Source organism: uncultured Coprobacter sp. (assembly GCF_947855755.1).
In the GTDB taxonomy this organism is placed as follows: domain Bacteria; phylum Bacteroidota; class Bacteroidia; order Bacteroidales; family Coprobacteraceae; genus Coprobacter.
This window is the reverse complement of sequence record NZ_CANUAR010000006.1, coordinates 38,511-59,029: the sequence shown is the minus strand read 5'-3', so window position 1 is coordinate 59,029 and position 20,519 is coordinate 38,511. Positions and strand designations below refer to the sequence as shown.

Here is a 20,519-nt window from a genome sequence, read left to right as displayed (position 1 = left end):
AATCTCCTAAACAAGTTTAAACAGAAACAGGATCATATACAAACTCTACTGCACGGTCTTGCCGCAATGAAGCAGGCACGTCGATAAGTCGTTGATTGCGACTTCCCCGAAAAAATAAAGAGGTATCTTTCTGCGTTTCTACAAATCTGCCGTCAACCAATACATCTATATATGGCAATAAAAGGGACAAACGGAAAGAAGCAACGATCTCCTCATATAAATATCCGGTATAGCACCATATATTTTTAGAGGTTTCTTCTTTTATACGACGTGCTAATTCGGTAAAAGCTTCCGGCTGAAAGAACGGGTCACCGCCGCTAAAAGTCACATTGTCGAAATCATTGCTTTTTATTACGGAGAGAATTTCATTCAGCGACATTTTTTTTCCGTTACAAATATCCCATGATTGAGGATTATGGCAACCCGGACAACGATGCGGACAACCGGCCGAATAGACCGAAGTACGCAACCCCGGCCCATCGACAGTCGTATCTTCGACAATATCCAATATATATATATAATCAATCATGAACGACACGATCATTAAGTTCAGACAACTTTGCGTGATTCCAACGGTCTGTCGTTCCCACCAGATAACCCGTAATCCGCTGAAGCCGGTCTATCTCTTTGCTACCGCAATGAGGACAGGTATCGAGTCCGGCAGAGGCGTCTTCATAGCCGCATTGCATACAGCGGTTACGATTATGGTTTACTGATCCGTAACCGATATTGTATTTATCCATCATATCGACAACAGCCATAATCGCCTCAGGATTATGTGTAGCATCTCCGTCTATTTCGACATAAAATATATGTCCGCCACGAGTCAAGTCATGGTAAGGAGCTTCTATTTCGGCTTTATGTCTTGCACTACATTTATAATACACCGGAACATGATTCGAGTTGGTATAATAATCTCGGTCTGTAACTCCCGGAATAACACCGAATGTTTGACGGTCTTTTGCCGTAAATTTTCCGGACAATCCTTCAGCCGGTGTAGCCAATACACTGTAATTATGCTGATATTGATCACAAAAACGATTTACTTGATCACGCATATAGGTAACAATACGCAATCCCAATTCTTGAGCAGAGGCATCTTCTCCGTGATGTTTACCGACAAGTGCAACCAGACATTCCGCCAATCCGATAAAACCTATACCCAAAGTTCCTTGATTAATAACCGATGCTATCGTATCATTCGGCTTTAGTTTCTCACATCCATTCCACAAAGCAGACATCAGCAAAGGGAACTGTTTGGCATAAGCCGTCTTCTGAAACTCGAACCGCTCATGAAGTTGCAGTGCGGTAATCTCGAGCACTTCATCCAGTTTAGCAAAAAAACGAGCAATCCGTTCGCTTTTATCTCGAATATTCATACATTCGATCGCCAACCGAACGATATTGATTGTCGTAAAAGAAATATTTCCACGTCCTATCGATGTTTTTTCTCCGAAACGATTCTCAAAAACACGGGTACGACAACCCATTGTCGCCACTTCATATTTATAACGCTCCGGATCATCGATACGCCATTCCTCATGGTTATTGAAAGTTGCATCCAGATTCAAGAAATTAGGGAAAAAGCGACGGGCACTTACCTTACATGCCAATTTATAAAGGTCATAATTACGGTCTTCCGGCAAGTAACTTACTCCACGTTTTTTCTTCCATATCTGTATAGGAAAAATAGCTGTCGCACCATTACCTACACCCTCATACGTAGATCCCAGCAATTCACGAATGATGCAACGTCCTTCGGCCGAAGTATCAGTTCCGTAATTAATAGAGCTGAACACCACTTGATTGCCTCCCCGAGAATGAATCGTATTCATGTTATGAATAAAAGCCTCCATAGATTGATGCACCCGACTTACCGTACGGTTGATTGCATGCTGCACGACACGTGCATCCCCTGTAAGACCATCAAGAGAACGGATAATATAGTCATCCAAATCTACTTGATAAAGATGAGAATAATCAGTACCGTTCATATCGGAAATTACTTTTATTTCTTCGATAAAACTGTTTCTTACGAACGGAGCTAAATAGAAATCAAAAGCCGGAATCGCCTGTCCGCCATGCATCTCGTTTTGAGCCGTTTCCAAAGAAATACACCCCAAAATACTTGCCGTCTCTATTCGTTTTGCCGGCCTGGATTCTCCATGTCCTGCGAAAAATCCATTCTTTAAAATCTTATCCAACGGATGTTGTACGCACGTGAGGCTTTTAGTAGGATAATAATCTTTGTCATGTATATGGATATATGAATCTCTTACTGCCGTTTTGACTCTTTCACTTAATAAATAGTCATCTACAAAAGGTTTTGTAGTCTCACTTGCGAATTTCATCATCATACCTGCCGGAGTATCGGCATTCATATTAGCATTTTCGCGAGTTATATCGTTCGATTTAGTCTCTATAATTTCAAGAAAAATATCGCGGGTTTTCGCTTTGCGGGCAATACTTCTTTGATTACGATAGGCAATATAACGCTGAGCTACATCTTTACGGCTACTTTTCATCAATTCCACTTCGACACAATCCTGTATCGCTTCCACACTCATTTGTTCGCTTCCCCGACATACGATACGATCGGTGATCTGACGGATCAAACTCATATCTTCACCCTTATCGGTATGCAACATTGCCTTACGAATAGCTGCAATAATCTTTTCTTCATTGAAACCCACGATACGTCCATCGCGTTTTACTACTGTCTGGATCATTTTTTTGAGACTAAAATTTATTTTTTATACCGTTTTTATTATCTCTGAATAATGATGTAAAGGTAAAAAATTTATTTCTTATATAACAAGATAATTTCTATTTTTGAAAACTTTTTATATCAATAAAATTTTTATATAACTAATTATCAAACTTTTAATTTTTAAAATTAGAAACTTTTTAAAATAATATCAATACAAAATTTTTCAAAATTGAAAATTATGTATATCTGTAAAACAAAAAAGTTACCGAAAAAATATTACGGTAACTTTCTCAAAGTTTATGATAACAGACTAAGAGTCTGTCTAAATTTTCCAATAAAAAAATATCTGATTAAATTTTATTTTTCTTCGGATAATCTATCGTATAATGCAGACCTCTGCTCTCTTTACGTGCCATAGCCTGCTTGATGATCAAATACCCTACATTAATGATATTACGCAATTCGCATATTTCCCGAGTCACGACCGAACGCTGAAAAAGGTCTTCCGTCTCACGATAAAGAATCTCTAACCTGTCCAACGCTCTTTTCAGGCGCAGATTGGAACGCACTATACCGACGTAAGCCGACATAAGTTGTTCTACTTCCCGCACACTTTGCGTTATCAATACCATCTCTTCGGGCAATGATGTACCCTCATCGTTCCAATCGGGAATATTTTCTTGTATCTTTATATCGGGCAATACTTTCACCGCATGTTTTGCCGCAGCATCCGCGTAAACTACCGCTTCTATCAACGAATTGGAAGCCAATCGATTCGCACCGTGTAAACCGGTACAGGAGCATTCGCCGACAGCATACAAATTTTTTATAGACGTACGGGCATCCAAATCTACCTTAACACCTCCGCATAAATAATGTGCGGCCGGAGCTACGGGGATATAATCTTTTGTTATATCGATTCCGAGACTCAGGCATTTCTGATAGATATTAGGAAAATGTTTTTTGGTCTCTTCCGGGTCTTTATGCGTCACATCAAGATATACACATTCATCTCCGCGAGTTTTCATTTCGTTATCGATGGCACGGGCTACAATATCACGAGGAGCTAACGATCGGCGGTCATCGTATTTCTGCATAAACTCTTTTCCATCTTTAGTTTTCAATACAGCTCCATAACCGCGCATCGCCTCGGTAATCAAGAAACTGGGACGCTCTCCCGGATTATATAATGCAGTAGGATGAAATTGGATAAATTCCATATCTTTTACATCGCCTTTTGCACGATATACCATGGCGATACCGTCTCCCGTAGCAACAGGCGGATTTGTAGTAGTCCGATAAACATTTCCTACACCTCCCGTAGCAATCAGGGTAGTTTTCGAAAGAAACGTATGGATATGGTTTGTATTTTGATCCAGTACATAAGCACCGTAACACTCTATATTACCGGAATGACGGGTTACATTTACTCCCAGATGGTGTTGTGTTATAATTTCGATCGCAAAATGATTTTCAAAAACTTTAATTTTCGGATGATTTTTCAAAGCTCTGATTAAACTATCCTGAATTTCAGCTCCGGTATTGTCCTGATGATGCAAAATACGAAATTCGGAGTGCCCTCCTTCTTTGTGAAGATCGAACTTTCCATTCTCGTCTTTATCAAAACTTACTCCCCAATCGATCAACTCTTTAATCTGACCGGGAGCTTCCCGCACCACTTTCTCGACCGCAGCCCGATCGCTGATCCAATCTCCCGCAATCATCGTATCTTCAATGTGCTTCTCAAAATTATCGACCAACGTATTGGTTACAGATGCGATTCCTCCCTGCGCATAAAACGTATTCGCCTCTTCAAGGCCTGTCTTGCAAATCACAGCTACACGACCTTTTTCAGCTACTTTCAAAGCAAAACTCATCCCTGCTATACCCGAGCCTATTACCAAAAAATCAAATTTATGTGTCATATTTTTCTTTTTTTCGATACGATTGCCGAGCGTATCCGAACTTTTCTAAACACAAAGGTAAAAATAAAGTAGCAATGTTGTATCTTCGTAAAAAATCTATTTTTATGCAACGTACATTCAAATCAAAAATAGGGATTCTCACCCATATATTACTGCTGATAACGATCATTCTTCTTTTTTACAGCATGTGGATAAAATCGATCGTTTTTTTAGTCATCATGCTCATTATAAACGTATTGTTCGTTCCTTCTTTTATACATACGGAATATATATTCAATAATAATATGTTATATATCAAATCGGGATATTTACCTGTAATAAAAATCAAGTTAGATACTATATCGGAAATTATTTCTTACCCGAAGAAAACTTCATTATTTTCTACGAATCCTATAAAAAGATACGCTTTATCAAGTGACCAGATTATACTATACTGCAAAGATAATCGGAGAATAGCCATTTCCCCTTATGATAAAGAAGGGTTTATTCGTGAAACAATCAAACGCAATCCCGATATAAAAATCTCTGAATAAAATTGATAGAAACAAAAAGATCTGCTTAAGCGAGACTATTTAAGCAGATCTTTTTCATATTATATTTTTCTATTTATCATTTGATTTCTAAACCGAGTTTTTTCAACTGCTTATCATCGGATGTTCCGCCATAAAGAATTTCATATTTTCCCGGTCGTACTTCCATTTTCTCAGTCACTGGATTAAAAAACTCGAAAGAAGAAGCCGGCAAATCTATTTTTACAGGTACGGTTTGCCCCGCTTTTACCGAAACACGTTTATATCCTCTTAATGATTTAGAAGGACCTTCGGGATCTTGCAAATTGCGTATATATACTTGAACTACTTCATCCCCGTCTCGCAGACCCGTATTTTTCAAATTCAGACTCAAAAATACCGAATCATTTACGTTCATAGACTTTTTATTCAATTTAGCTTTCGAATAACTGAAACCGGTATAACTCAATCCATGTCCGAAAGGATATAAGGGTTTTCCTTTAAAATAACGATAAGTACGCCCTTGACCTTCGGACATATTATAATTTTCAAAATCAGGAAGATCATCGGAAGATGCATAAAAAGTCAACGGCAAACGCCCGGCAGGATTGTAATCTCCGAAAAGCACATCGGCAACCGCTGTACCTCCCTCCTGTCCCGGATACCAAGCCTGAAGAATAGCATCCATATTTTTATCTTCCCAAGATAAAGCCATAGTACTTCCCGAACACAATACAAAAATTACGGGCTTTCCTGTTTCTTTCAAAGCTTTCATCATATTTTTCTGTACTTGAGGAAGATCTATATTCGTGCGGTCACCATTTTTGAATCCGGGATATTTCACTCCCATTTCTTCTCCTTCGAGAGAAGAAGATATACCTCCTACAAAAATAATAGCATCTGCATCTTTCACTTTTTCAGCGACAGCTTTATAATCGATTTGACGGCTCAACCCTACATCGAATTTAAGTGCTCCTTTTCCTCCTCCCTGATAGTATTCGATAAGAATATCATATTTCTTTCCTTTTTCGACATTCATGCGATAATCTTTTCTGGAAGCAGGTCCGTTTTTCCAATCCGAAATAATTTCTTTTCCGTCGACATAAACACGACAACCGTCATCTGCCGATATAGTAAAGACAACCTCTTCGGTTCGTTCAGGAACAAATACAGACTCGAAACGGGCTGAGAAATCTTTTAAATTCACTCCGGGCATAAAGACTGTTTCTCCTCCCGTATCGAAATTAAATGGTTCGCTCACTTGACCAGTTGCCACAACATCTCCCGACAAATCCCGATTATTCCAGAAAGTCGCTTTAAAGCCTTTTTTACCATCATATCGGCACTGATCGAAATAACTGAGAAAAACTTCGGTATCTACATAATCGCATCCCTTTTCATAAATTACGCTTCCTTCAGGCAACTTAGCTTTAATTCCTTCCAATATAGTAACCGATCTGTCGGGCGTTCCATTATAATTTGCCCAAAGCATTACCGAATCATTGGCATTCGGCCCCATTACCGCTACTTTCTTTATATTTTTACTCAGAGGCAACGTATTATTTTTATTACTCAGCAATACCATACTTTTGCGTGCCATTTCCAAAGCCTTTGCTTTATGTTTATCACAACAAACTACCGAATAAGGAATAGAAGACCAAGATACCAAAGAGTCGTCATCGAACATTCCCAATTCGAAACGGGCACGAAGCAAACGGAAAACAGATTCATTGATCTTAGTTTCGGTAATCAATCCTTTTTCCAGAGCTTCATCCAAAGCCCAATAAGAACCTCCACATTCTAAATCTGTTCCGGATATAACCGCATCCGCCGATGCTTCTGCCGCAGACGCATGAGTTTCATGTCTGCCTTTGGTATAAAAATCGGCAATAGCTCCACAATCGGAAACGACAACATCATCGAATCCCCATTCATCTTTCAATATATTTATCAACAGAGTCTTATTAGAACAGCAAGGTTCTCCTTCAAAACGGTTATAGGCACACATCACCTCTTTTACCTTTCCTTCGGTAACAAGAGCCTTAAAAGCCGGAAGATATGTTTCTCTTAAATCGCGTGGAGATATATTTTCGGCATTGTAACTATGCCTATTCCATTCAGGTCCGCTATGAACAGCATAGTGTTTCGCACAAGCATGAGCTTTATCATATTTTTGAGTGCCGTCCCCTTGAAGACCTTTTACAACGGCAAGTCCCATTTTTGTCGTTAAGAAAGGATCTTCTCCATACGTTTCCATACCGCGTCCCCAACGAGGATCACGAAAAATATTGATATTCGGAGTCCAGAACGTAAGTCCTTTATAACCGTTATACATTCCTTTTCTCTGAAAATCATGGTATTTTGCCCTACCCTCATCCGAAACCATATCGAACATTTCATAAACCGCCATATCGTCAAAAGTCGCCGCCAAACCTATTGCCTGCGGAAAAACCGTCGCTTTTCCTGCACGTGCAATTCCATGTAAAGCTTCATTCCACCAATCATACGGACGAACACCTAAACGTTCTATACCTCCAGTGTTATTGTGCATTTGGGCAAACTTTTCTTTCAAAGTCATTCTGCTCAACAAATCCAAAGCTCTTTCATCCGGAGATAATTCCGGATTTTTATACGGAGGATTCTCAGCTTTAAAAGAAAAAGCCGAAAAAAACAGCAGTGTAAATAAAATTACTTTTTTCGATTTCATGTGTGTGTTATTGTTTTATGTAACTAAAAATTTATCGATTATAACCAACCCGATTTTTTATACCAGTTTACAGTTTCATAAACACCTTTTTCCAAAGGAAAATCAGGTTCAAATCCAAGTTCCTTTTGTAAAGGAGTTATATCACAAATCCAGTTACGCTGCTTCATAATATTATACTTATCTCTATTAAGCGTACTGGCAGAACCTGTCAGAGATGCAAAAAACTCGGCACAATAAGAAACAATTTTTAGGAAGACAAGAGGCAAACGGATAGGTATGACAAACCGCTTTTCCATAGCTGAAGCTATATATTTGCGAAATTGGGTAGAAGTATAAGCTTCTCCGTCAGAAATGAAATATCCTCGTTGTTTAACACCTTTATCTATAGCCAGAAAAATAGCCTTTACCAAATCTCGAACATAAATGAAAGTTATCAATTGCTTTTTATATCCGACAGAAAAGTCAAATCCGAATTTGATAGTTTTCATCATCAAATAATAATCTTTTTCACGAGGACCATATACTCCGGTAGGACGCATTATCACATAAGGAAAATTCGATAAGGAATAGAGATGTCGTTCTGCTTTAAGTTTACTTTTCCCATAACGAGTATTGGGATGCGGAATATCACTCTGCCGTATAGGAGTAAAACCTGTTTCATCACCTATTCCCCATGCTCCCAGACTACTCATCATGATAAATTGTTCAGGTACGGTTTCGGTTTCGATCAGAGCTTCGGTGAAATTTTTTACGAAACCGTAATTGATTAGATCAAAGTCTTCTGGATTTTTACATTTTGTCACTCCTAAATTATGAACAATATAATCCCACGCACCGAACTTTTCTTTTTGTTCTGAAAGTTGCTTTTTTAATAGCTCCTTATCATTAAACTTAAGATCTATAAATTTTATATTTTCGTCTTTCAAATATTCTCTATTGGTAGAGGCGCGAATACCAGCCCAAGTCTCATAACCTCGCCTCAAAGCTTCTTCTACTATAAAACCTCCTATAAAACCTCCTGCACCTGTAACCAATATTTTTTTGAGCATAAATATTTTCATTTTATATGTGATAAAAGTAATAATAAAAGAAGAATTAACAAAAAATCATATCTTATTATTGCATTTTATTCTCTTGAAGAGCTTTAATAGAGAGATTATTACAATCTTTAAAACATTTTGTTGACAATCTTTTCCTATATTTGCAACGCATATAGAGCTTATAGCCTCTTCATCAAATAAAATCTATGAAGCAATACAAATTACTGAACAACGTTTTTGGTTGGGTCGTGTTTGTCATATCGGCCGTAACTTACATTTTAACGCTGGAACCGACAGCCAGTTTTTGGGATTGCGGAGAATTCATTTCTTCCGCATATAAACTCGAGGTAGGACATCCGCCCGGAAATCCTATTTTCATGTTAACGGGAAGATTTTTCGCAAATTTTGCCTCTGATCCTACTCAGGTAGCCTACATGATAAATCTGATGTCGGGACTGCTTAGTGCAGGTACTATATTATTATTATTTTGGACTATAACTCACCTTGCCCGAAAAATAGTAGTAAAAGAAGGGGAAGAAATGAGTATGGGACAAATGATCGCTATTTTAGGAAGCGGACTTGTAGGTTCTTTAGCCTATGCCTTTAGCGATACTTTCTGGTTCTCGGCAGTAGAGGGTGAGGTTTATGCTTATTCTTCTTTCTGTACGGCTCTCGTATTTTGGCTCATCTTGAAATGGGAAACTGTAGCCGATGAACCTCATTCTTACCGGTATATAGTACTTATAGCTTATCTTATAGGTATATCTATTGCCGTACACCTTCTTAACTTATTATGTATTCCGGCCATCGTATTGGTATATTATTATAGAAAATTCAAAAATCCGAATGCAAAAGGCTCTCTTATAGCCATTATCATTTCATTCGCTATAATCGTAATTTTATTATATGGATTGATTCCGGGATTCGTAAAAGTTGCCGGATGGGCAGAACTTCTATTCGTAAACGTATTCGGTGCACCCTTCAATACCGGTGTCATTATTTATTTCTTCCTCGTAATAGGATGTATTTCTTGGGCTATTTACGAAACATACAGCCAAAAAAACAAGTTCCGTTTACGGCTCTCTTTCTTAATAAGCGTCATTATGGTAGGTATCCCTTTTATAGGAGATAAAATATGGGTAGGCATATTATTATCTATCATTTTAGCTTGTTATCTTTTCTTTAAAGAAAAACTACCGGTTCGTGCCCTAAATACTATTTTGGTATCTATTATGGTCATTTTCATAGGTTATTCTTCTTATGCTCTGATAGTGATTCGTTCTTCCGCAAATACTCCTATGGATCAAAATTCTCCTGAAGATGTATTCAAATTGGCAAGTTATCTGAATCGTGAGCAGTATGGAGATCGCCCTCTTCTGTTCGGAAATACATTCGTATCGGATGTAGCACGCGACAGTAACGGAGCACCTATGTCTAAAGAAGGTCCGGCAATATGGAGAAGAAACATAAAAACCGATAAAAACGAAAAAGACAAATATGTAATCATCGACCATAAACGGGATTATATATATACTCCAGAACTGGATATGTTTTTTCCTCGTATGTACAGCAGTAGTCCTCAACATATAGAAGCCTATAAAGAGTGGACTAATTTCAAAGGAAAACCTGTTAAAGTAAAAAATTATCAAGGAGAGACCCATACCGTCTATAAACCTACTTTCGGAGAGAATTTAAAATTCTTCCTCGATTATCAATTGAATTTTATGTATTGGCGTTATTTCATGTGGAATTTTGCAGGACGCCAAAATGATTTGCAAGGAAACGGGGAAGTAAGTAAAGGTAATTGGATCAGCGGTTTTAATTTTATAGATAAACACCTGGCCGGGGATCAGACTAATCTTCCTTCTGAACTGGCGAACAATAAAGGACGCAATGTATTTTACATGATGCCACTCATACTGGGTCTTATAGGATTATTCTTTCAAGCATATTCGGGGAAAAAAGGTATAGAAGGATTTTGGGTAACATTCTTCTTATTTTTCATGACCGGTATAGCTATCGTCATTTATTTGAATCAAACTCCTTACCAACCGCGTGAAAGAGATTATGCTTATGCCGGTTCTTTTTATGCATTTGCGATTTGGATAGGCTTAGGCGTAGCGGCAATAAGTAAAGGACTCGAAAGGTATCTTTCTCCGAAAGTAGCATCTTCCATAGCCACTGTACTTTGTCTTATAGTACCTATACAAATGGTAAGCCAAACATGGGACGACCACGATCGTTCGGGGCGTTATACTTGTAGAGATTTCGGTAAAAACTATCTCTCTTGTATAGAAAAAGACGGAATTATTTTTACTAATGGAGACAACGACACCTTCCCTTTATGGTACGTACAAGAAACAGAAGGTTATCGTACCGATGTACGTGTATGTAATTTAAGTTACTTGCAAACCGATTGGTATATAGATCAGATGAAGAGTCAGGCTTATGAATCAACTCCTCTTCCTATATCTATGAAAGAATACCAATACGGTAACGGAAAACGCGAATATGCTTACTTATATAACGTTACACAACAACCCATGTCGGTAAGCGATGCAATGAACTTCTTCTTGTCCGATGAAGAATGGACTAAGAAAATACCTGAAGCACAAGGTACTTTCAACTATTTCCCCACCAATGCTTTTTATATACCTGTAGATTCTGCATCTGTATTGAAATCGGGAACTGTAATTCCTGAACTGAAAGACAGTATCGTTAAAAGAATGGACTTGTCATACGCGAACAAAAATTCCATGACATTAAACGAAATAGCCATTCTGGATATGATCAATACAAATGCGAAAGACGGCTGGAAGCGTCCTATATATTATGCAGTGACTGTAGGACCGGAAATGTATATGAATCTCAAACCTTATTTCAGCCGTGTAGGATTGGCATATCGTATCTTACCCATCAAAAATCCGAATGGAGACAGTTCTATCGATACGGAAAAAATGTACGACAATATGATGAATAAATTCGTATGGGGAGGCATAGAGAATCCTAACGTTTATTTAGATGAAAATATAAGAAGAATGTGCTTTACCCTACGTATGATGTTTGTAGAACTCATCGGCCAGTTAATGGAAGAAGGTAAAACAGATAAAGCACTGAAAGCGTTGGATTACTGTATGGAAAAAATTCCGAGTACAGCAATTCCTCATGACTACATTTCTACTCAATTGGCTATGAATTATTATCAATTGGGACAAAAAGAAAAAGCGAAAAAACTATTGGAAGAGATAGCCGACAATTCTTTTGAATACCTCAAATGGTACACGACTCTCACTCCCAATCAATTGAGATCAATAGATAGAGATGTACAAATCAATCAATTTATTCTTATAAAAAATGTCATACCGATGTTTATTTCTCAGAATGATCAAGAATCGGCAATGAAATATGTCAATAAACTAAAAAGCATAGGTATAGATCCTACTGCCATGCTGCAACAACAATAAAAATATAAATATTAGGTAAATAGGATATTCTCGTTATAAGAGAGAATATCCTATTTGTTTTAAAAAGTTTTGGTCATGTTGATAGAACAGCCGCCCTATTTATACAGAATGCTTTACCCGGAAACAATATGGCGTATTCCTGTTCCGGGAAAAGAGAAAAATATATATCTTACTTTCGACGATGGTCCTATTCCCGAAGTAACTCCTTGGGTACTCAATTTATTAGATCATTATCAAGTAAAAGCCACCTTTTTTTGCGTAGGAGAAAATGTTGCCCGAAATAAAGAATTATACGAAGAGATAAAATTGCGGGGACACTCTACGGGAAACCATACAATGAATCATATACAAGGTATAAAATATACTACTCAAAACTATGTGAGAAATGTAGAAGCAGCTAATCAACTCATAAAAAGTCAATTATTCAGACCGCCTCACGGCCACATGCGTTTTTCTCAACTTCTTACTCTACAAAAACTCGATTATCATATTATCATGTGGGATGTGGTAACTCGTGATTACAGTAAAAAGTTAAACGGAGAAGAAGTTTTTAATAATGTGAAGAAATTTACAAGAAACGGATCTATTATAGTTTTCCACGATTCCCTCAAATCTCAAAAAAATTTACGCTACGCTCTTCCAAAATCAATCGAATGGTTATTAGAAAAAGGATATAATTTTGAACGAATTTTCCCTTAAAAATAAAATCTTCGAAAAAGCCTTCGCCTTAGGTTTTTCGGCTTGCGGCATAACTCCTGTAAAAGAAGTCGACGCAACTCATCGTTTACATTTCGACAAATGGCTGCAAAAGGGTAAAGAAGCCCAAATGCAATATATGAGAAATTATAAGGACAAAAGATTCGATCCTCGTTTATTGGTAGAAAATGCACGTTCTGTTCTCGTTGTAGCTTTGAATTATTATCCTTCTATACACATTCCTGAAAATCATCCTCAATTCGCATTATATTCTTACGGACAAGATTATCACATCATCCTAAAAGAAAAATTAAGCGAACTGTTTTCCTACATAAACACATTGATTTCCATAGAGGGAAGAATATTCTGTGATACAGCTCCTGTTATGGAACGTTATTGGGCTCAACAGGCCGGTATAGGATTTATAGGAAAAAATACACAACTGATCATACCGGGAAAAGGGTCTTTTTTCTTTTTAGGAGAAATAATTTCTTCTCTCGAACTACCATGGGATACTCCCATGCAAAACAGATGCGGACATTGCAATTCGTGCATCGAACACTGTCCTACACAAGCATTGATTCCGGGCGATTTTACGACACTTGACTCTAATAGATGTATATCATACCAAACGATAGAGAACAGGTCTGATATTCCATTTGAAATAGGCTCTAAAATGAATAATAGAGTATATGGTTGCGATACTTGTCAGAAAGTATGTACTTGGAATAAGTTCTCTGTCCCTACGGCAATACCTGAATTTGAACCTTCTGCCGAGTTTTTATCTCTCGATAAGGAGAAACTCGAACATCTGACGCACGAAGACTTTAACCGTATATTCAAAAAATCGGCTGTCAAACGGGTAAAATACGAAGGACTTCTAAGAAATATAAATATACTTCGAAAAAATAAATCAAAGTCCTAATTTGGCCGAAATATCGAGCATTCTCTGAATGGGTAATACAGCCTTTTCTCTTATTTCGGCATCTACCGTAATTTCAGGTTGCTCATATTTAAGACAATTATATAATTTCTCTATCGTATTCAACCGCATAAAATTGCATTCATTGCAAGCACAAGTACTGTCATTAGGCGGTGCGGGAATAAAAATCTTGTCAGGATTTTGTTTTTGCATTTCATGTAAAATACCTGATTCCGTAGCCACGATAAATTGTTTTGCGTCAGATTGAGTAGCAAATTTCAGCAATGCAGCCGTAGATCCTATTTTATCGGCCAATGTCAATATCACGTTTTTACATTCGGGATGAGCCAACAACAAAGCATCAGGATACTCTTTTTTCAATTCCACAATCTTTTCAACAGAGAACTGTTCATGGACGTGGCAAGCTCCATTCCATAATTTCATATCACGTCCTGTAACGCTATTTATATAATTTCCGAGATTTCTATCAGGACCGAATATGATTTTTTCTTCAGCAGAAAAACTTTCTACTATTTGACGTGCATTTGTAGAAGTAACCACTACATCGGTGAGTGCCTTAACTGCTGCAGAAGTATTAACATAAGAAATAACTGTATGTCCGGGATTTTCTTTGATAAATTCGGCAAAATCAGCAGCATCGCAACTATCGGCCAAAGAACATCCGGCATTCAGATCGGGAACAAGAACCTTTTTATCGGGACAAAGAATCTTTGCTGTTTCGCCCATAAAGTGAACTCCGCATAATATGAGGATATCGGCTTTTGTCTGGGATGCCCATTGAGCCAAAGCCAAACTGTCTCCTACAAAATCGGCCATGTCCTGTAAATCGCCCGATTGGTAATAATGAGCGAGTATTACGGCATTTTTTTCTTTCCGTAACCGATCGATCTCTTTTTTCAAATTCATACCTTCCGGAACGGGGAGATCGACATATCCCTTATCGATGTTCACAATATTCATAATTATATTTCTTCTTTTATTTATTTAAAACTTAAAATAGATGATGATGATAGCTTGTTGATAGTATTCATATCTTTTTGGTACGAACTATTGTATATTAAGTTATTAAACTTTTATGTTCTTTTATAAAGAATATATCAACATCTGTTTTATCTTATTATGAGGGTTTTATAGTTACAATTAACGATACGTTAATAAGTGGCAAAGTTAAAAACTTTCTTTTATTTACTGTATGGATAAACTCTTATTTTGCAGTTGATATATTCATTTAAAACTTTTGTGTTTTTAATTTGTAACTTCGGTTTCTCGTTTCATATAATAGAATATTTTAATTGTCCTATGTTTAATGAGAAAAAGTTATTCTTTATTTATCCGATGTTTTTCACAAGTTATCAGCATATTTTTAATAGGGTTTGCACAAAGAGAAAATTATATCTTTGCAATATATTAAGATGCGTAATATTTAGAGATAATGAAAAAGAAGACTATTTTAGAACTTGATAGAATTTCGCAGGAAGAATTTAAAAAGAAAAACAAGATACCTCTTATAGTGGTTCTGGATAATGTAAGGAGTCTGAATAATGTAGGATCGGTCTTTCGTACGAGCGATGCTTTTTTAGTGAAGGCTGTTTATTTATGTGGCATTACCGCTACTCCTCCTCATCCTGAGATACATAAGACGGCTTTAGGAGCAGAAGATAGTGTCGAATGGCGTTATTTCGAAGATACTAACGATGCTGTTGATAAATTACATGAAGAAGGGTATGTAGTGTATGCCATAGAACAGGTTGAGAACAGTATCATATTATATGATTTACAGTTGAATAAAAATTCTAAATACGCTGTCGTTCTGGGTAATGAGGTGAAAGGAGTGCAACAAAATGTTGTTGATAAATGTAATCAAAGTATAGAGATACCTCAGTTCGGGACAAAACACTCCTTAAATGTATCGGTGACAGCAGGATTAGTTATATGGGATTTCTTTAAAATGTTGAAATAAATTTTATGTATTAAAGTTGTCCCGATTCTACTAATATACATATTCTTTCCAGCATTTTGTCGCTACCTTCCGGTTCCCATTCTTTTTTAAGGCTTACTCCGAATAAACTTCCGAAGGTTTGCCATACATTTGCCCGGAAACCTCCTAAAAAAGCTTTTATAAGATTGAAGGAAGATTGATTACATTCTCTGTCTATGAGTTTTATGAGCAATTTAGCTTGAGAATATGTAAATGTTTTCAATACGGGTTTATATTCTTTGAAAAGTTCTTTTTCCATACGTTTTAAATGAGCTTTTCTTTCTTTTTCAGGTAGGGTTTGTATATACTCATAAGTTTCTATCAGTGCATTATATACGAGTTTTGCATAAGGCAGAGTTTTTTTTACATCACGTACGGTTCTCCAATAGTATTTTTCTTCTTTACTATTCTTGAATTTTAAAGGAGGAAAACAATAAACAGGTCGCATAAGTACCATCCATACAGTATCTCCGTTTTCTATAATTGTTCTGTACATCTGGTTATAAGCTACGGACTGACTATGTATAGGGGAGATTAATCCGCATAAACATACTATGCTACATATTATGACTACTACTTTCTTCATCAGTTACAAAAATAGTGTATTAGTAAGTATGAATTTTATTTTTTGCATTATTTATTATATAGTTTCGGCTTGTTAATAACTAGTAATTTATCTGTTTATAAGATATTGATTATATTATATAATATATTGTATATAAGTTTATTATTTTGTTTATTAACAATTAGAGTAAAATAGTTGATATAACAATTGACAATTCGTTTTTGTTACAGAAAAAGCGAATGATTATTTTTGTAGTCGGTAAAAAGGAAAAATATGTCAACTATTCTATTCAGAGAGATTGTTTTCGGACCGGTACACAGCCGGAGATTGGGTGTTTCTTTAGGAGTGAATCTTTTACCCGATGACGGTAAGGTATGTTCTTTCGATTGCATTTATTGCGAATGCGGTTATAATGCCGACAAGCGGGGTAAAAACGGTTTGCCTACTCGGGAGGCTGTATATAACGCATTGGATGATAAATTGAAACTTATGGCCGAAAGAGGTGAAAAACCCGATGTCATCACTTTTGCCGGTAATGGAGAACCTACTTTGCATCCGCAGTTCGAAGAGATTATAGAAGACACCATAAATTTGAGGAATAAATATTTTCCGGAAGCCAAAGTAAGTGTTTTGTCCAACGCCTGTCATATAGGAAAAGAGTCTGTTTTCAGGGCTTTGAACAAAGTGGATAATAATATATTGAAATTGGATTCTGTGTTTTTAGATACTATAAAGCTCATTAATGAACCTAATCAACATGAATTTTCTGTTGATAAGTTAGTTGATAATCTGAAACGTTTTAATGGAAATTTGATTATACAAACTTTATTTTTACGTGGAGAACATAAGGGTAAAAGAATTGATAATACAACAGATAAAGAAGTGGATGCATGGTTAGAAACCGTAAAATCTATAAATCCTAAACAGGTAATGATTTATAGTATAGATAGAGAAACTCCAGAGAAAAATCTTGAAAAGTTATCTAAAGAAAAACTTGAAGAAATAGCTCGAAAAATACGTCAAGCCGGTCTGGATGTTTCAGTTTCGGCTTGACGTTATGATATTTATTTTTGAAATTAAGAGCCTGTCTTAATTTTGTTTATAATTAAAAAGGCTCTAAAACAATATTTCCATTGTAAGAAATGCCTTGTTTATTGTTTGGTTGCACATGTATGTATGCACTACCTGACGAAGGCCACATATCTATGGATATTTTGAAAACATCTTCGTTTCCTCTTATATTGAAGTTAACGGCATATTTTCCTTTTTTAAGAGCACGAAGTTTATAATTTTCGTATTTATTCTGTGCTTTTATCCCTCCTTCTCCGCCACCGTAAGGAACGGAATAGGCAACTCCGAAATAAGGAAGTTCTATATATGCCGAATCATTACTTATTTTTACAAAATAAGGAGAGGTGAGATATACTGTCTTTCCGTTCATCGGAGAAGCTGAAATGACCGATATTTTATATTTTTTATTCTGTATGGCATCTAATATTTTTTTACTCTCCGTTTGTTGTGTTTTTTCTTTCTGAATAGAATTTGCCGATACTGATTTTTTGTTTTGTGCCGTTGCAAAAGCGATGCAGATAACGGCTGACATACATAATATTAAAATCTTCTTCATAACAAATTTTTTTTAAGTTCAGGAAAAAGTCATCAGTTTACTATTAATATTTTGGTAACGACACCTTCTTTTCCATTGCTAGACGAAGCGAATACCAAATATACTCCTGTTTTTACCCTATCTCCGTTTCTGTTCAGTCCGTTCCAAACCATTTGACCGCCTTCCGAATAATTTTGATAAATAAGATTTCCGGTCGTATCGGTAATTTTGACTAAAGATCTTTCTTGTAATCCTGTAATTGTTATAACTCCTGTATAATCGGGACGAACGGGATTCGGGAATGCATATACATTGGAGAAATCTTCTTTAGGTTCGGTCGCATCGGAACGATAAGAAACCAATCCTTTTTCAGTTCCGAAAAATACCTCTCCGGTAATTTTATTTATGGCTATCGACAGGACGTTGTTCGAGGGTAATATGCTATTGTCCATATTAAAGTGATGTATGGTTTCAAGACCATCTTCACTAACTAAATATACTCCCGAAGATTGAGTAGCAATCCATTTGCGGTTAGCTCCGTCCACAGCGATGTATTGTATATTTTCATCGTTTAGGAGTAAATCTGCCGCGTTTGTTCCGTCATTTCTCGGTATTTTTATTCGTGTACATCTAAAATCGGATTGCATGAAATTATCGGGATTATTTAGTACGATAGGCCCTCTGTTCGTACCTATCCATAATTGTCCGTTTCTGTCTTCTGCAGCGCAAATAAAGTCGTTTCCGTCTATTTGTTTATTATCCTGATCCGAAAAGGTAGAAAATTTTCGAGTCTGGTCATCACTCATATTTTCCAAAGTATTATTCGTATTAAAAGCGAAAACAAAAGAAGTTTTGGGAACGATAACCCATTTGGAAGAAGAGTGTTTGCATAATATTATTTGTTCGGTATATTGCTGTGTTACTATATCGGGGTAATTTAGTTTTATCCAATTTCCGTCTTTTTTCATGACGAGAATGCCCGGTGTACTGTAATTAGCCATCCACAAGTTTTTAGATGAATCGAAATTTAAACAATTTACTTTATGACTCCATCCGCCGGAAATGGGAGAACTATCTTCTGTTCCGTTCCAATGAGTATCATATTGATTGTTTTTAAAACGGTACAAACCTTCGAACCACGTTCCTATATAAAAAGTTTCAGGATCTTCAGGATCTTCGGCAATATTGTAAGTCGTACAGAACTTTATATCCGGATGTATGGTCGTAGGGATATTATCAGTTTCTATATTAGACCATTTATTATTTTCGTAAATCGATATGTGGGAATCTATATATTGGTCATAAATATTTTTACTGCTTACACCCTGTGTACTGACATATAATTTGCCGTTGTCGGTCATAGTTAAGAAATAGGGAATATTGACAGTAGAGTAGTTGAGGTTGTCTATATTTTTAGATTGCTGAAAAGATTCGTTGTTTCTTTTAAATGCGGCAATGCCTTTTTTATGCAATATCCAATATGTATTTTGTCTATTATTCATACTTACATCTATCGGAATAACGTCCGACATATTATAATCAGAATAAATGATTTCATCGGTTTTTTTATTGTTTTTATCATATACTATTATGTTATTTGTTCCGCAAGCCATATAGCCGGTATTCGTTTCTTTTATAGAGGATATATCGCCTTTATTGTAAATAGCGGTAGGATTATTTTCTGTATCGAAGTAAATGATATTCTTATTAATATCCAACATCCACATCCCGTTTTCTAATGAAAGCAATTGAGTGCCTTCGGTCGAATAACATTTTTCCCAATTGTCGAAATCATATAATACATCATCCAGTTTACAACGATAAAGCCCTTCTCCTTGTACCAGACAATAAAAATATTCTCCCATTACTGCAGCAGAATTAATGGCTTTATTGAAATTATAGGTCGTTTTTATCTCTTTTTTGGGAACATTCAGTATAACGATGCCGAAATCTGTAGAAAGATATATTTCATCTTTATAGAAAGTTATGTCATTAATACTTTTAGAAGAAGTTATGGCTGTATTTTTTATATAGGGTATGTTATATACCGATTCTCCTATTATAAGATCTATATTGCTGTTTGTATAAGCAATTGTCATTATATCGTGTTCATCGTTGTATTTTATGAGTTTTATATCGTTATCGAAAAGTATGTTTAACCGATTCAATTCTCTGAATTCTTCATCTTCTTTACCATAAGAAAATAGATATCCGTCCGAAAGAAAATATATTTTGTCTTTTGTCTCTGTTATTTGTGAGGGAGTAAGAAATACCGGATAAATTTTCCATGCTCCTACTTCTGTCTGGGCAAAAGACAGAAAAGAGTAAAGTAATATACCGACAAAAAAGAATAGTTTTTTCATCATAATCGAGTCA

Annotated in this window: 15 protein-coding genes; 6 read left to right on the top strand and 9 right to left on the bottom strand. The window is 36.3% G+C overall.

Features of this window, described 5'->3' with window-relative positions:
* Positions 1-16: 16 nt before the first annotated feature.
* The 3 genes from nrdG to nadB all read right to left on the bottom strand — a co-directional run bounded on the left by nrdG (position 17) and on the right by nadB (position 4,635).
* Positions 17-529, bottom strand: a complete 513-nt coding sequence (gene nrdG, locus Q0093_RS05170) for an anaerobic ribonucleoside-triphosphate reductase activating protein (protein WP_297928774.1) — start codon at positions 527-529, stop codon at positions 17-19.
* On the bottom strand, positions 522-2,729 hold the full coding sequence (locus Q0093_RS05165) for an anaerobic ribonucleoside triphosphate reductase (protein ID WP_294178060.1): 2,208 nt from the start codon (positions 2,727-2,729) through the stop codon (positions 522-524). The genes nrdG and Q0093_RS05165 overlap by 8 nt, the downstream gene beginning before the upstream one ends.
* 331 nt (positions 2,730-3,060) lie before the next feature.
* Positions 3,061-4,635: an L-aspartate oxidase gene (gene nadB / locus Q0093_RS05160; RefSeq protein ID WP_297928772.1), complete on the bottom strand. Its 1,575-nt coding sequence runs from the start codon at positions 4,633-4,635 to the stop codon at positions 3,061-3,063.
* Between the two features lie 104 nt (positions 4,636-4,739).
* Here nadB and Q0093_RS05155 point away from each other — a divergent pair, with 104 nt between their 5' ends.
* Positions 4,740-5,168 (top strand): PH domain-containing protein, encoded by a 429-nt coding sequence (locus Q0093_RS05155; RefSeq protein WP_294178064.1) that lies wholly within the window; start codon positions 4,740-4,742, stop codon positions 5,166-5,168.
* A 76-nt stretch (positions 5,169-5,244) separates the two neighbouring features.
* Here Q0093_RS05155 and xyl3A read toward each other — a convergent pair whose 3' ends face one another.
* Positions 5,245-7,851 carry a xylan 1,4-beta-xylosidase gene (gene xyl3A / locus Q0093_RS05150; protein WP_297928769.1) on the bottom strand — a complete coding sequence of 869 codons (2,607 nt, stop codon included), beginning with the start codon at positions 7,849-7,851 and terminating at the stop codon, positions 5,245-5,247.
* A 38-nt stretch (positions 7,852-7,889) separates the two neighbouring features.
* The gene (locus Q0093_RS05145; RefSeq protein WP_297928767.1) at positions 7,890-8,900 is read right to left on the bottom strand and encodes an NAD(P)-dependent oxidoreductase; all 1,011 of its coding nucleotides are present in this window, start codon (positions 8,898-8,900) and stop codon (positions 7,890-7,892) included.
* 197 nt (positions 8,901-9,097) lie between these two features.
* On the opposite strand from Q0093_RS05145, the gene Q0093_RS05140 reads away from it, so the two are divergent.
* The 3 genes from Q0093_RS05140 (at position 9,098) to queG (ending at position 13,976) form a co-directional block, all read left to right on the top strand.
* Positions 9,098-12,355 (top strand): DUF2723 domain-containing protein, encoded by a 3,258-nt coding sequence (locus Q0093_RS05140; RefSeq protein ID WP_297928766.1) that lies wholly within the window; start codon positions 9,098-9,100, stop codon positions 12,353-12,355.
* Positions 12,356-12,430: 75 nt separating this feature from the next.
* The gene (locus Q0093_RS05135; protein ID WP_294178070.1) at positions 12,431-13,054 is read left to right on the top strand and encodes a polysaccharide deacetylase family protein; all 624 of its coding nucleotides are present in this window, start codon (positions 12,431-12,433) and stop codon (positions 13,052-13,054) included.
* Positions 13,035-13,976: a tRNA epoxyqueuosine(34) reductase QueG gene (queG, locus tag Q0093_RS05130; RefSeq protein WP_297928763.1), complete on the top strand. Its 942-nt coding sequence runs from the start codon at positions 13,035-13,037 to the stop codon at positions 13,974-13,976. Before Q0093_RS05135 ends, queG begins: the two co-directional genes overlap by 20 nt.
* Here the strand turns inward: queG and nadA are convergent.
* Positions 13,965-14,954 carry a quinolinate synthase NadA gene (gene nadA / locus Q0093_RS05125; protein WP_297928761.1) on the bottom strand — a complete coding sequence of 330 codons (990 nt, stop codon included), beginning with the start codon at positions 14,952-14,954 and terminating at the stop codon, positions 13,965-13,967. The genes queG and nadA overlap by 12 nt on opposite strands.
* Positions 14,955-15,426: 472 nt before the next feature.
* Between nadA and Q0093_RS05120 the strand changes: the two genes are divergently transcribed.
* A complete protein-coding gene (locus Q0093_RS05120) occupies positions 15,427-15,954 on the top strand; it encodes an RNA methyltransferase (protein ID WP_297928759.1) in 528 nt (175 codons plus the stop codon).
* A gap of 10 nt (positions 15,955-15,964) precedes the next feature.
* Here Q0093_RS05120 and Q0093_RS05115 read toward each other — a convergent pair whose 3' ends face one another.
* Positions 15,965-16,468, bottom strand: coding sequence for a DUF4294 domain-containing protein (locus tag Q0093_RS05115; protein ID WP_022600061.1), 504 nt, complete (start codon positions 16,466-16,468; stop codon positions 15,965-15,967).
* A 342-nt stretch (positions 16,469-16,810) separates the two neighbouring features.
* Here Q0093_RS05115 and Q0093_RS05110 point away from each other — a divergent pair, with 342 nt between their 5' ends.
* A complete protein-coding gene (locus Q0093_RS05110; RefSeq protein ID WP_297928757.1) occupies positions 16,811-17,590 on the top strand; it encodes a radical SAM protein in 780 nt (259 codons plus the stop codon).
* A gap of 52 nt (positions 17,591-17,642) precedes the next feature.
* Here the strand turns inward: Q0093_RS05110 and Q0093_RS05105 are convergent, their stop codons facing one another.
* The gene (locus Q0093_RS05105) at positions 17,643-18,164 is read right to left on the bottom strand and encodes a DUF4251 domain-containing protein (RefSeq protein WP_297928755.1); all 522 of its coding nucleotides are present in this window, start codon (positions 18,162-18,164) and stop codon (positions 17,643-17,645) included.
* A gap of 32 nt (positions 18,165-18,196) precedes the next feature.
* Positions 18,197-20,509: a two-component regulator propeller domain-containing protein gene (locus tag Q0093_RS05100; protein WP_297928753.1), complete on the bottom strand. Its 2,313-nt coding sequence runs from the start codon at positions 20,507-20,509 to the stop codon at positions 18,197-18,199.
* Positions 20,510-20,519 lie beyond the last annotated feature (10 nt).

Excerpts from the sequence above, each read along its gene's own strand:
- Q0093_RS05120 (WP_297928759.1), top strand. The coding sequence starts at position 15,427 with ATGAAAAAGAAGACTATTTTAGAACTTGATAGAATTTCGCAGGAAGAA.
- Q0093_RS05110 (WP_297928757.1), top strand. The coding sequence starts at position 16,811 with ATGTCAACTATTCTATTCAGAGAGATTGTTTTCGGACCGGTACACAGC.
- Q0093_RS05140 (WP_297928766.1), top strand. The coding sequence starts at position 9,098 with ATGAAGCAATACAAATTACTGAACAACGTTTTTGGTTGGGTCGTGTTT.
- nadA (WP_297928761.1), bottom strand. The coding sequence starts at position 14,954 with ATGAATATTGTGAACATCGATAAGGGATATGTCGATCTCCCCGTTCCG.
- Q0093_RS05155 (WP_294178064.1), top strand. The coding sequence starts at position 4,740 with ATGCAACGTACATTCAAATCAAAAATAGGGATTCTCACCCATATATTA.
- Q0093_RS05135 (WP_294178070.1), top strand. The coding sequence starts at position 12,431 with ATGTTGATAGAACAGCCGCCCTATTTATACAGAATGCTTTACCCGGAA.
- Q0093_RS05105 (WP_297928755.1), bottom strand. The coding sequence starts at position 18,164 with ATGAAGAAGATTTTAATATTATGTATGTCAGCCGTTATCTGCATCGCT.
- nadB (WP_297928772.1), bottom strand. The coding sequence starts at position 4,635 with ATGACACATAAATTTGATTTTTTGGTAATAGGCTCGGGTATAGCAGGG.
- xyl3A (WP_297928769.1), bottom strand. The coding sequence starts at position 7,851 with ATGAAATCGAAAAAAGTAATTTTATTTACACTGCTGTTTTTTTCGGCT.
- nrdG (WP_297928774.1), bottom strand. The coding sequence starts at position 529 with ATGATTGATTATATATATATATTGGATATTGTCGAAGATACGACTGTC.
- Q0093_RS05100 (WP_297928753.1), bottom strand. The coding sequence starts at position 20,509 with ATGATGAAAAAACTATTCTTTTTTGTCGGTATATTACTTTACTCTTTT.
- Q0093_RS05165 (WP_294178060.1), bottom strand. The coding sequence starts at position 2,729 with ATGATCCAGACAGTAGTAAAACGCGATGGACGTATCGTGGGTTTCAAT.
- Q0093_RS05115 (WP_022600061.1), bottom strand. The coding sequence starts at position 16,468 with ATGTACAGAACAATTATAGAAAACGGAGATACTGTATGGATGGTACTT.
- Q0093_RS05145 (WP_297928767.1), bottom strand. The coding sequence starts at position 8,900 with ATGCTCAAAAAAATATTGGTTACAGGTGCAGGAGGTTTTATAGGAGGT.